Here is a 12,850-nt window from a genome sequence, read left to right on the forward strand (position 1 = left end):
CCTGCAAATCAAGGAAAATATCGTCAAAAATAGATTATTTACATGGGAACAAATAAAACGATAGAAATGGCGCAAAGGCGCGCCACCTCTGGCTTGGCAGGGTTTCGGGCTCTCAAACTTCGGTTTAGTCGTAGCCAAAAGAAATGGGAGCCTCAGCTCCCATTTCTCGTTCTTGCATGACTACAGGACGACGACGACGCCTCAATCCCAGCTCAACGCCCCACCCGTCTGATACTCAATAACCCGAGTCTCAAAGAAGTTCCGCTCCTTCTTCAAGTCAATCATCTCAGACATCCACGGGAACGGATTCTCCTCATTCGCGAACAGCTGCTCCAACCCAATCTGCTGGCAACGACGATTGCAAATGAAGCGGAGGTAACCCTTAAACATCGGCGCATTCAGCCCCAACACCCCACGCGGCATGGTGTCTTCAGCATAGCGATACTCCAGATCCACCGCCTTCTTGAACAGCTCCGTGATTTCGGCCTTGAACTCCGCCGTCCACAGATGCGGGTTCTCCAGCTTGATCTGATTGATCAGATCAATACCAAAATTGCAGTGCAGCGATTCATCGCGCAGGATGTACTGATACTGCTCGGCAGCCCCAGTCATCTTGTTCTGCCGGCCCATCGCCAGGATCTGCGTAAAGCCCACATAGAAGAACAGGCCTTCCATGATGCAGGCGAACACGATCAGCGACTTCAGCAGCTTCTGGTCGTTCTCCGGCGTGCCGGTCTTGAACGACGGATCAGTCAGCGTGTCGATGAACGGGATCAGGAACTCGTCCTTGTCGCGGATCGACTGCACTTCGTGGTACGCGTTGAAGATCTCGGCTTCGTTCAGGCCGAGGGACTCCACGATGTACTGGTAGGCGTGGGTGTGGATGGCCTCTTCAAAGGCCTGGCGCAGCAGGTACTGGCGGCATTCCGGCGCGGTGATCTGGCGGTAGGTGCCCAGCACGATGTTGTTGGCGGCCAGCGAGTCGGCGGTGACGAAGAAGCCGAGGTTGCGCTTGATGATGCGGCGCTCGTCTTCGGTCAGGCCGTTGGGGTCTTTCCACAGGGCGATGTCGCGGGACATGTTGATTTCCTGCGGCATCCAGTGGTTGGCGCAGCCGGCCAGGTATTTTTCCCACGCCCACTTGTACTTGAACGGCACCAGCTGGTTGACGTCGGTCGAGCCGTTGATCACGCGCTTGTCGGCGGCGTTGACGCGGCGGTTGCTTTGCAGGGCGGCGGCGTTGGGGTTGTCGCCCAGGATGCCGGGCTGCGTGGCGGCCGGCGGCAGTACGCCTTGTTGGTCGGCGGTGGCGGCAACAGCAGGTTGGATGGCAGGCTGCGGTGCGGCCTGCGGGGTGGCTTGAACGTCGTCGTCCCAGCTCAGCATGATGTGGTTCTCCGTGATTCGATTTGGGGGCGGCGGGTGGTCAGGTTTGACTTGTCACTTCGTGGTGGCGCCGGCCCTCTCCCCCGGCCCCTCTCCCGCGGGCGGGAGAGGGGAGCAAACCCCGGGGTAGGTGGTTACTTCGTGATTACTGGCAGGCTTCGCACTCTTCAAAGCCGGGATCGCCCGGGCGCATCGTGCAGACCGCGCCTTCGGCTTCCGGCATGGCCGGGGCCGATGCGGCGGCTGCGTCCAGGCCGGAGCCGCTGTCGCTGCCCGACGACACTGCGTTCAGCGAGCCGCGCGACACGGTGGACTTCTCCACGTGGGTCGCTGCCATGGTGCGCAGGTAGTAGGTGGTCTTCAGGCCGCGCAGCCAGGCCAGCTTGTAGGTGTCGTCCAGCTTCTTGCCCGAGGCGCCGGCCATGTAGATGTTCAGGGACTGGGCCTGGTCGATCCACTTCTGGCGGCGGCTGGCGGCTTCCACCAGCCAGGTCGGCTCCACTTCGAACGCGGTGGCGTAGATGTCGCGCAGGTCTTGCGGAATGCGGTCGATGCGCGACAGCGAGCCGTCGAAGTACTTCAGGTCGGCAACCATCACCTCGTCCCACAGGCCGCGTTCCTTCAGGTCGCGCACCAGGTAGTCGTTGACCACGGTGAACTCGCCCGACAGGTTGGACTTGACGTACAGGTTCTGGAAGGTCGGCTCGATGCAGGCCGACACGCCGATGATGTTCGAAATGGTCGCGGTCGGGGCGATCGCGATGCAGTTCGAGTTGCGCATGCCGTGCTGCTTGATGCGGCCGCGCAGCGCGTCCCAGTCCATCGTCGACGAGTGATCGACTTCCAGGTAGCCGCCGCGCTCTTCAGCCAGCAGCTTGAGCGAGTCCTGCGGCAGGATGCCGCGGTCCCACAGCGAGCCGGCGTAGGTCTCGTAGCGGCCGCGCTCTTCGGCCAGCTCGGTGGAGGCGTGGTAGGCGTAGTAGCACACCGCTTCCATCGAGGTATCGGCAAACTTGACGGCGGCGTCGCTGGAATACGGCGTGCGCAGCACGTGCAGGCAGTCCTGGAAGCCCATGATGCCCATGCCGACCGGACGGTGGCGCAGGTTGGAATTGCGTGCCTTCTCAACCGCGTAGTAGTTGATGTCGATCACGTTGTCGAGCATGCGCATGGCGGTGCGCACGGTCTTCTGCAGCTTGGTGTGATCCAGCGCGAAGGTGCCGTCGGCCTGTTTGGTCATGTGGGCGACCAGGTTGACCGAGCCCAGGTTGCACACGGCAATCTCGCTCTCATTGGTGTTGAGCGTGATTTCCGTGCACAGGTTGGAGCTGTGCACCACGCCCACGTGCTGCTGCGGGCTGCGGATGTTGCACGGATCCTTGAAGGTGATCCACGGGTGGCCGGTCTCGAACAGCATGCCCAGCATCTTGCGCCACAGTTGCAGCGCCGGCAGCTTCTTGAACAGCTTCAGTTCGCCGCTGGCGGCCTTGGCTTCGTAGCCCAGGTAGGCCTTTTCGAATTCCTTGCCGACCTTGTCGTGCAGGTCCGGGCAGGTGGCGGGCGAGAACAGGGTCCACTCACCGCCTTCCATCACGCGCTTCATGAACAGGTCCGGAATCCAGTTGGCCGTGTTCATGTCGTGGGTGCGGCGGCGGTCGTCACCGGTGTTCTTGCGCAGCTCCAGGAATTCTTCGATGTCCAGGTGCCACGTTTCCAGGTAGGCGCAGACCGCGCCCTTGCGCTTGCCGCCCTGGTTCACCGCCACGGCGGTGTCGTTGACCACCTTCAGGAACGGGACCACGCCTTGCGACTTGCCGTTGGTGCCCTTGATGTGCGAGCCCAGTGCGCGCACGTTGGTCCAGTCATTGCCCAGGCCACCGGCAAACTTGGACAGCAGCGCGTTTTCCTTCAGCGCTTCGTAGATGCCTTCCAGGTCGTCCGAGACGGTGGTCAGGTAGCACGACGACAGCTGCGAGCGGCGGGTGCCGGAGTTGAACAGGGTCGGCGTGGACGACATGAAGTCGAACGACGACAGCAGCTGGTAGAACTCGATGGCGCGCGCTTCGCGATCCTTCTCGTTGAGCGCCAGACCCATGGCCACGCGCATGAAGAAGGCCTGCGGCATTTCGATGCGGGTTTCATCGATATGCAGGAAGTAGCGGTCGTACAGGGTCTGCAGGCCCAGGTAGTTGAACTGGAAGTCGCGGCCGGCGTCCAGCGCCGCGCCCAGGCGGGCCAGGTCGTAGGTGGCCAGTTGCTCGTCCAGCAGTTCGGCGGCAATGCCGCGCGCGATGAACTTGGGGAAGTACTCGGCGTAGCGGCTGGACATCTCGGCCTGGGTCACTTCGGTGCCCAGGATTTCCTTGCGGATGGTGTGCAGCAGGATACGGGCGGTGACCTGGCTGTAGTCCGGGTCCTTTTCGATCAGGGTACGCGCGGCCAGGATGGCGGAGTCGTACACCTGCGTCATCGGCACGCCTTCGTACAGGTTCTTCAGGGTTTCCTTCAGGATCGGCTCGGCGCTCACCGCGTTGCCCAGGCCCGAGCAGGCGTTGTCGATCAGGTCGTGCAGCGCGGCGATGTCCAGCACGTGCGTGACGCCGCCATCGGTCACGTTGACCGAGATGCCGCCTTCCTGCACGCGAGCCACGGCCTGCGCGTTGGCTTGCGCGCGCTCGTCCTTGCGCTTCTCGCGGTACAGCACGTAGGCGCGGGCCACTTCATGCTCGCCCGAGCGCATCAGCGCCAGTTCCACGTGGTCCTGCACGTCTTCGATATGGATGGCGCCGCCGTTGGGGCGGCTGCGCACCAGCGCGCGCACCACGTTGTCAGTCAGTTGCTCGACGATCTCGCGCACGCGCGCGGATGCGGCGCCCTGCCCGCCGTTCACGGCGAGGAAGGCCTTGGTCATGGCAACGGCGATCTTGGACGGCTCGAAAGCCACCACGGCGCCGTTGCGACGAATGATCTTGTGATCCGGGTAGTTCGTATTGGCGGCGTTGGCGGGGGTCTGCTGCGCGGTCGGTGCGATACCGGCGGCGGCGCCACCCGTGGTGATTTCGTTCTGGGCCGTTTGCATGAGAACTCCTGTTTTTACCCTGGAAATAAGAGACAAAAGAGTCCCTGGCGAAATGCGGCGAAAAGAACGTCCCGCCCGGCGTGAAGTCGGGTTCGGACAGACTGCCTTTACGTGAACATTTCGCCAGGGACTCTTGTGATTCGCTGGCCTTAGGGGGCGGTTTCGGGACGATGCACGAACTTCGTGATCCCCGACTCACCCGTGGGCCGGCTCCCCGGTTTGACTACTAGATATAGTGTGTGACGCGTGAAACTGGGCTAAGTATAGTGAAACGAATCCGAATGACCAGTCTTGACAAGCGCTTTTTCGGGGGCGGCGGCGCCGATGCGGCAACGCCACATGCCCGCAAGCCTAATACTCGCAAGGGTTTTCGCCAGACCGTTCGCAACTGCACATTTCACAAAAATTTTTTTGATTGTTGCGAGGTTGCGATAGCCCCACCCCGAGGCAGGGCATGTGCGCCGGAACGGGGTGCACGGGGATGGGGAATGACGTTAAGAATTCGTCACCTGCCCGGCGACCCGGGGCATTGGTACGGCAACATGCCGGGCGCCACGCCCGCCTGGCTGGCGAAGCGCGCCCAGTCGAAATGCGGGCCGGGATCGGTCTTGCGCCCCGGGGCGATGTCGCTGTGGCCGGCAATCGCGCGCACCGGGTAGGCGGCTATCAGCGCGGGCACCAGCGCGGCCACGGTGTCGTACTGGGCCAGGGTGAACGGCAGGTCGTCGCAGCCTTCGATCTCGATGCCGATGGAGAAATCGTTGCAGCGGGCGCGGCCGAAGAAGTCCGACTGCCCGGCGTGCCAGGCCCGCTGCGTGCACGGGACAAACTGCACCAGCTCACCCGCGCGGGTGACCAGGAAGTGCGCGGACACCTGCACCTGGTGGATGGTGGCAAAGAACGGGTGCTTGTCGGGATCGAGCCGGTTCTGGAAGAAGGCTTCGATGTCGCCGCTGCCGAACTGGCCGGGCGGAAGGCTGATGTTGTGCAGCACCACCAGGTCCACCGGCATGCCGGCCGGGCGCTCGTCGAAGTTGGGCGAGGGCACGCGGCGCGCGGCGGGAACCCAGCCGTCGGTATCGGGTAGGTAGCGATGCGCGGGCTTGGTCATGGGGTGCCCTCGCCTTCCACGGCACCGCGGTCGGCGGCGTCCATGGCCTCGCGGATGCCCAGTTGCTGGATGCGGTAGCGCAGCTGGCGCAGGTTCAGGCCCAGCAGCGGCGCGGCCGCGGTGCGGTTGAAGTTGGTCTGCGCCAGCGCCTGCAGGATCAGCTCGCGCTCCACGGCTTCAAGCCTGGCCGTCAGGTCGATCGGGAAGACGATGCCGCGGCAGGCACGTTCGGTGGGATCGTCGGCGGGCTCAGGTTCGGGCGCGCTGGCGGCAGGAGTTGCCACGGGTGGCGGCTCTGCCGGCGCGGGCGCGGCGGCCGGCGGCACCGCCCACATGCCTGCGGCACCCCAGGGCGCATAAGTGACAGGCGCCATCGCCGGCGCGGGGGCATGCATCAGCCCGGCGCGCTCGGCGCCGGCATCCAGCGGGCCCAGGTCGGCCAGCTCGATCTCTTCGCTCTCGGCAAAGGCGTAGGCGCGCTCCAGCAGGTTCTCCAGCTCGCGCACATTGCCCGGGAAGGGATAGGCCACCAGCCGTTGCAGCGCCGCCGGCGTCAGCCGCTTGGGGCGCGGGTCGCCGTAGCGCACCGCCAGATGGTCCAGGATGGCGCGCGCCAGCACCGGGATGTCTTCACCGCGCTCACGCAGCGTGGGCATGCGCAGCGCCAGCACGTTCAGGCGGTAATACAAGTCCTGCCGGAATTGCCCGGCCGCGACCATCGCGGCCAGGTCCTTGTGGCTGGCGCACATCACGCGCACGTCAACGGCGTCTTCGCGGCTGGCGCCGATCTTGCGCACGCGGCGCTCCTGCAGCGCGCGCAGCAGCTTGACCTGCATCGGCAACGGCAGGTCGGCTACCTCGTCGAGCAGCAGCGTGCCGCTGTTGGCGGCCTGGAAGAAGCCGCCGCGCTCCGCGTCGGCGCCGGTGAAGGCGCCTTTGACGTGGCCGAAGAACTCGGACTCCATCAGGTTCTCGGGGATGGCGCCGCAGTTGACGGCGACAAAGGGGTGCGCGGCCCGGCCGCTGATCGCATGGATCGCTTGGGCGGCGCGCTCCTTGCCGCTGCCGGATTCTCCGCTGATCACCACCGGTGCCATGCTGCGCGCCAGCCGCGACAGCGAGCGGCGCACCTCTTGTATGGCGGCGGAATGGCCGGGCAGCAGGGCCGCGGCACGGTCGGCGGCCTGCTCCGCCGCGGCGGCGGCGTCGGCATCGGCGCTGTCACGCTGCTGGCGGCCCAGCGCGTTCAGCACCAGGCTGCGCAACTGCTCCAGCGACACCGGCTTGGCGATGTAGTCGAAGGCGCCGGCCTTGAGCGCCTCGACGGCGTTGTCGGCGCTGCCGTAGGCGGTGATGACCGCCACCGGGACGCGCTCGGGCGCGGCGGACAGCTGGCGCACGATCTCGATGCCCAAGCCGTCGCCCAGGCGCATGTCGGTCAGCACCAGGCTGTAGCGGCCCTGCGCCAGCTTCTCGCGCGCCTCGGCCAGCGAGCCGGCCAGCACCACGTCATGGCCCATGCGGCGCATCGAGATGTCCAGCAGCTCGCGCAGGTCGGCCTCGTCGTCGATGACCAGGATGGGATCGGGCGCTCGGGACATTCGGGGTGGCATGGGTGGTGGCTGGGGTGGGACAGGTCAGGCGACGGCCGCCGAAGCAGCATCAGCGCTCTCGATGCGCAGCGTCAGCACGAAAGCCTTGCCCGGCAGTGTATCGCGCGCGGCGGGGGTCAGCATGCCGGTGCGCTCGAGCAGCGCCGGCAATGAGATGGCGCCGTAGCGCACCTGGGCGTCATTGGCGCCGCACAGTTCGCGCGCCATGAACAGGCCCAGCCCGGTGCCCTGGGCGTTGCTGGTGAAAAAGGGTTCGAACAGGCTGCGCTGGTGTTCGCGCGCGACTTCGGCGCCATCGTTCCAGACGATCAGCTCGGCATGGTGCTGGTCCAGCGCGTGCGCCAGCAGGCGGATCGAGCCCGGCAGCCGGCTGCAGTAGCGCCAGGCGTTGTCCAGCAGATTGCCCAGCACCTGCTGCAGCTGCGAGGCGTCGAACACCACCGGCTGGGCCACGTCCACGGTCAGCCGGATGGCATTGGCGTTGATATCGGCCCGGCCCGCCGGGCGGGTCTCGCCGGCGCGCGGGCGGCGCGAGCGCATTTCGGCGCGCCAGCGCTCGACGATCTCCGGCAGCGCCTGCGCCAGGTGCACGGTGCTGCGGCCGGTGCGCGGGCGGCGCGACATCTGCAGCACGTCTGACACCACCTGGTCGAGCCGGCGCACGTTGTCGTTGATGATGCGCAGCAGGCGGGCGTCGATATCGACATCGCCCTGTTCCTGTGCGGCGGGATCGTGCCGGCCGGAATCGCCCAGCAGCTCGCTGGCCTGGCTGATCGCCGCCAGCGGGTTGCGGATCTGGTGCGCGATGCTGGCCACCAGCCGGCCCATGGCGGCCAGCTTTTCCTGCTGCACCTGCTCGGCAATGCGTTCCCAGCTTTCGATATGGACCAGCACGGTGTCGCGCATTTCGCTGCGCAGCAGGGCCTCGTCCTCCTGCGACCAGGCCATGGCCTCGTTCTGGGCGATGGCCAGGCGCAGGCGCCCGGCGGCTTCGGGCGACAGTTCGCTCCATGCGGCCGTATCCAGCGTCGCCGGCACGGTGCGGCCATGCGCCATGGTCGAGCGCAATCCGGCCAGCCCCGGCAGCACAAAGCGCAGCCGCAGCCGGGTGTGCTGCATGGTGCCATCGGCCAGCGCGGTGCCGGAGGCCATCGGCAGCAACTGCAGGATGCGCGGCACGTCGTCCTTGCTGCGCAGCCAGTCGCGCAGCATTTCCATCAGCGGCTGCAGGCGCGGGATGCGGCGCAGGTCGAACAGCACAGCATCGCTGCCCTGCCCGGCCATGCCATCCGTCGCGCCACTCAATCGCCGCGAGTAGAGCCGCTCATGCGCCTGCACGCCCAGCAGCACCACCGCCGCGGGGTTGGCGGCCACCACCGCGCCGTTGGCGCGCACCAGCATCACGCCGTCCTGCATGTCGTTGACCATCAGCCGGTTGACCACCTGCTGCAGGCGCAGCTCCTGCTCGCGCGCCAGCGCCAGGCGCTCCTGCGCCATCTGGCGGTTGGCCAGCATATACATCAGCAGCGCGGCGATCATGAACACCATGCCGAACAGGCCCGAGCCCAGCAGCCCGGCATCGGCCTGGCGCAGCAGGATGGTGTGCATGAAGGGCCCGCTCATCACCACCAGCGCGGAGATGGCCGCGGCAAACAGCGCGAACAGCAGGCTGGTGAGCGCGCCGGCTTCCAGCGCCGGCAGCAGGAAGATCATGGCCAGGCCCTCGGCCTGCCCGCCCCGCGCCAGCACGCTGAAGACCAGCGCCAGCAAGGCCAGGTCGGCCAGCACCTGCACCCGCACGCGCAGGTGGAAGCGGCGGCGCATCAGCGTGCCGGCCAGCATGGCCAGGGCGATGCCAAGATAGGGCACGGCCACGGACATGGCTGCCGCATGCTCGACCCCGCCAAGGCCGAACGGCAAAGGCGGGATGGCAAACGTGACGTTGGTGGTGGCCTGCTCGCCGCGCCGCATCAGCGCAAAGCCGACCAGCAGCAGGCCCACGGCCACGCGGGTCCAGCAGAAATAGCGCAGCAGGCGCCAGTGGAACTCAGGCGGTTCGGGCTGGCGCCACAACTGCGCCAGGCCGCGCCAGGCATTCAGCCGCTGCCAGCCCGACGACGCCGGCTCTGTCATGGGCGGGCGCCGCTGCTGCCGCTGCCGTTGCCATTACCGCCCTCGGCCTGGCTTTCGTCAGGCAGATGGCTGCGGCGGCAGTAGTGCAGGCCGCGCCAGGCAATGGCCTCGCCCTGCGGCAGGTGCACGCCGCACTGGGCGCACTGGACCATGCGCTCGGCATCGGCATCGGCATCGGCGGGGCCGGCGGCGGGGCGCTGGCTGGCATTGCGGGCTGCGCGCGCGCGGTGTTCAGCCAGCCGGGCCTCGGCGCGGGCGCGCAACCACCAGAAGACGCCCAGCACCACGGCCAGCAGGATCAGGATACGTGCCATGGGGACTCAGATGCGGTGCAGGACGACTTCAATCACGAAACGGCTGCCGACATAGGCCAGCAGCAGGATGCCGAACGATGCGATGACCCAGCGCAGCGCCACCTTGCCGCGCCAGCCGCGGAAGATGCGCCCGGCCAGGATGCCGCCAAACATGGCCCACGAGATCAGCGCGAACACCGTCTTGTGGTCCAGCCGGAAGGCGCGGCCGAACAGTTCTTCGGAGAACAGCAGGCCCGAGGCAATGGTCAGCGTCAGCAGCACAAAGCCGGCGCCGATCAGCCGGAACAGCAGCTTCTCCAGCGTCAGCAGCGGCGGCAGCAGGTCCAGCCAGCGCCCCAGCCACTCGCTGGGCTGCTGGTCCGCCGGGCGCGCCGGCGCGTGCCGGAAGCCGTGCAGGCGCCGTTCGGCCAAGAGCATCAGGAAGGCGTGGAACGCCGCCAGCGTGAACAGCCCGTAGGCCACGTTGGCAATGATGAAATGCAGCTTGAACAGCGGCCGCGCCGCGTAGCCCAGGATCTGCGAGCCGGGGAAGGCCAGCGGCATCAGGCTGGCCACCAGCGCCACCGGGATCACGATCAGCCCCAGCCCCGCCAGCGAGAAGAAGAAGCTCTCTATCCAGTAGATGCCCACGCCCAGCCACAGCATGGCCGACAGCGCAAAGGCAAAGCCGAACATCATGCGCTCGGCCGGGAAGATGGTTTCATGCAGCAGCAGGCCGTGGCTGGCCAGCGCCGCCAGCATCAGCACGTGCCACCAGGCCGGGCGCCCTTCGCCGTGTGGGCCGCCGGCCGAGGGGATGGATCCGCCGCCGGCCACCAGCACGGCCGAGGCAGACCCGCCAGCCTGGCCGGCAGTGGCCGCAACGCGCGGATGGCGCTTGGCCCAGCCATGGAAGGCCAGGCCGCAATAGAGAAGTGCCGTCAGGGCATACAGTACAATGACCATTTACGCAGTTTACCTTAGTGCCCACGGACGGTGGCGGCCCGCTTGAACCGGTGTAACCGGTGTTCCAGGCCCGCCCCGTGTGCCAGACTGCCTCCGATTTCAGCCCCGAGCCCTGCTCAGACTTCTCCCCCGATTCCTGCCATGCTGGACAATCTCACTCAACGCCTGGCGCGTGTGGTCAAGACCATGCGCGGCGAGGCGCGCCTGACCGAGGCCAACACCGCCGAGATGCTGCGCGAAGTGCGCCTTGCCATGCTCGAAGCCGACGTGGCGCTGCCGGTCGTGCGCGAATTCGTTGCCCGCGTCAAGGAAAAGGCCCTGGGCGAGGAGGTTGTCAGCAGCCTCACCCCGGGCCAGGCCCTGGTCGGCGTGGTCCAGCGCGAGCTGACCGCCGTGATCGGCGGGGCCGATGCTGCCGGCGGCAACAACAACAAGGAAGCCGAGCTGAACCTGGCCGTGCAGCCGCCCGCCATCATCCTGATGGCCGGCCTGCAGGGTGCCGGCAAGACCACCACGGTGGGCAAGCTGGCCAAGTGGCTCAAGGAAAACAAAAAGAAGAAGGTGCTGACGGTCTCGTGCGACGTCTACCGCCCCGCCGCTATCGCCCAGCTCAAGACCGTTTCCGAGCAGGTCGGCGCTGACTTCTTCCCGTCGCAGCCGGACCAGAAGCCGGTGGACATCGCCCGCGCGGCGGTGGACTGGGCGCGCAAGCACTACCACGACGTGCTGATTGTCGACACGGCCGGCCGGCTGGGTATCGACGAGTTGATGATGCAGGAAATCGCCGCCCTGCACGCCGAACTGAAGCCCGCCGAAACCCTGTTCGTGGTCGACGCCATGCTGGGCCAGGACGCGGTCAACACCGCCAAGGCCTTCAACGACACCCTGCCGCTGACCGGCGTGGTGCTGACCAAGCTGGACGGCGATGCGCGCGGCGGCGCGGCACTGTCGGTGCGCCATATCACCGGCCGCCCGATCAAGTTTGTCGGCGTCGGCGAGAAGCTGGACGGCCTGGAGCCCTTCTACCCCGACCGCATGGCCCAGCGCATCCTGGGCATGGGCGACATCCTCGCGCTGGTCGAGGAAGCCCAGCGCGGCGTGGACATGGAAGCGGCCGAGAAACTGGCCAAGAAGATCAAGAAGACCGGCGACTTCGACCTGGAAGACTTCAAGGCCCAGATCGGCCAGATGAAGAAGATGGGCGGCCTGGGCAGCCTGGTCGACAAGCTGCCGGCGCAGTTCGCCCAGCAGGCGCAGGGCGCCAACATGGACCAGGCCGAGAAGCAGGTGGCCCGCATGGAAGGCATCATCAACAGCATGACGGCGGCCGAGCGCGCCAAGCCCGACCTGATCAAGGCCAGCCGCAAGCGCCGCATTGCCGCCGGCGCCGGCGTGCCGGTGCAGGAAGTGAACCGCCTGCTCAACCAGTTCGACCAGATGCAGTCCATGATGAAGAAGCTCAAGGGCGGCGGCATGATGAAGATGATGCGCCAGATGGGCGCGATGAAGGGCGGCATGAAGGGCCTCTTCAACCGCTAAGGCTTGCAACCGACCCGCCTTCCCCGCAAAAGAACAGGAAAGACATCATGATGAGCGCCGTACAGGCCCGCGAACTGTGGGCCAACTCCGAAGAAATCGTCTCCGCCGAAGAAGTCCGGGCTTCACTGGACCGCATGGCCACGGAAATCACCGCCAAGATGGGCGATGCCTTCCCGCTGGTGCTGTCGGTCATGGGCGGCGCGGTGGTCTTCACCGGCATGCTGCTGCCCAAGCTGGCGTTCCCGCTGGAGTTCGACTACATCCACCTCTCGCGCTACAACAACAAGACCGTGGGCGGCGAGATGCAGTGGCGCGTGGCCCCGCGCGAATCGGTCAAGGACCGCGTGGTGCTGGTGCTGGACGACATTCTGGATGAGGGCGAGACCATGGCTGCCATCCGCGAGCGCATCATGGACATGGGCGCCAGGGAATTCCACGCCGCGGTGCTGTGCGAGAAGACGCTGACCAAGATCAAGCCCATGCACCCGGACTTCTGCGGCTTTAACGTGCCGGACCGCTATGTCTTTGGCTGCGGCATGGACGCCAAGGGCTATTGGCGCAACCTGGACTCGATCCGCGCGTTGGTTTGACGGGTTGATGGTTTTCTCCCCTCTCCCATTTATGGGCTTGCCTTTACCCACAACTTCCGGCGGCTTACTCGTTTTTCTGGAAGATCCGATACATTTCGGTGATTTCGTGCAAAACGAGGAAGCCGCGCCAGAGGACAGTA

At 66.2% G+C, this 12,850-nt stretch carries 9 protein-coding genes; 2 read left to right on the forward strand and 7 right to left on the reverse strand.

Annotation, left to right across the window (positions count from 1 at the left end; all coding sequences use genetic code 11):
- Positions 1-201 precede the first annotated feature (201 nt).
- From DN412_RS40365 to DN412_RS40395, 7 genes are all read right to left on the reverse strand, one after another.
- The gene (locus DN412_RS40365; protein ID WP_115216640.1) at positions 202-1,386 is read right to left on the reverse strand and encodes a ribonucleotide-diphosphate reductase subunit beta; all 1,185 of its coding nucleotides are present in this window, start codon (positions 1,384-1,386) and stop codon (positions 202-204) included.
- 145 nt (positions 1,387-1,531) lie between these two features.
- Positions 1,532-4,465, reverse strand: coding sequence for a ribonucleoside-diphosphate reductase subunit alpha (locus DN412_RS40370; protein ID WP_115216641.1), 2,934 nt, complete (start codon positions 4,463-4,465; stop codon positions 1,532-1,534).
- A 505-nt stretch (positions 4,466-4,970) separates the two neighbouring features.
- On the reverse strand, positions 4,971-5,576 hold the full coding sequence (ampD, locus tag DN412_RS40375) for a 1,6-anhydro-N-acetylmuramyl-L-alanine amidase AmpD (RefSeq protein ID WP_115216642.1): 606 nt from the start codon (positions 5,574-5,576) through the stop codon (positions 4,971-4,973).
- Positions 5,573-7,189: a sigma-54-dependent transcriptional regulator gene (locus tag DN412_RS40380; protein WP_208647754.1), complete on the reverse strand. Its 1,617-nt coding sequence runs from the start codon at positions 7,187-7,189 to the stop codon at positions 5,573-5,575. The genes ampD and DN412_RS40380 overlap by 4 nt, the downstream gene beginning before the upstream one ends.
- Positions 7,190-7,213: 24 nt before the next feature.
- Positions 7,214-9,322, reverse strand: coding sequence for a sensor histidine kinase (locus DN412_RS40385; protein WP_115216644.1), 2,109 nt, complete (start codon positions 9,320-9,322; stop codon positions 7,214-7,216).
- Positions 9,319-9,636: a PP0621 family protein gene (locus DN412_RS40390; protein ID WP_115216645.1), complete on the reverse strand. Its 318-nt coding sequence runs from the start codon at positions 9,634-9,636 to the stop codon at positions 9,319-9,321. Before DN412_RS40390 ends, DN412_RS40385 begins: the two co-directional genes overlap by 4 nt.
- 6 nt (positions 9,637-9,642) lie before the next feature.
- Positions 9,643-10,581 carry a cytochrome C assembly family protein gene (locus DN412_RS40395; RefSeq protein WP_115216646.1) on the reverse strand — a complete coding sequence of 313 codons (939 nt, stop codon included), beginning with the start codon at positions 10,579-10,581 and terminating at the stop codon, positions 9,643-9,645.
- Positions 10,582-10,722: 141 nt separating this feature from the next.
- Between DN412_RS40395 and ffh the strand changes: the two genes are divergently transcribed.
- On the forward strand, positions 10,723-12,120 hold the full coding sequence (gene ffh, locus DN412_RS40400; RefSeq protein ID WP_115216647.1) for a signal recognition particle protein: 1,398 nt from the start codon (positions 10,723-10,725) through the stop codon (positions 12,118-12,120).
- Positions 12,121-12,167: 47 nt separating this feature from the next.
- Complete coding sequence (locus tag DN412_RS40405) at positions 12,168-12,710, forward strand: hypoxanthine-guanine phosphoribosyltransferase (RefSeq protein ID WP_115216648.1); 543 nt, start codon at positions 12,168-12,170, stop codon at positions 12,708-12,710.
- The last annotated feature ends 140 nt before the right edge of the window (positions 12,711-12,850 follow it).

Origin of the sequence: Cupriavidus lacunae, assembly GCF_003353055.1 — a bacterium.
Classification (GTDB): Bacteria; Pseudomonadota; Gammaproteobacteria; order Burkholderiales; family Burkholderiaceae; genus Cupriavidus; species Cupriavidus lacunae.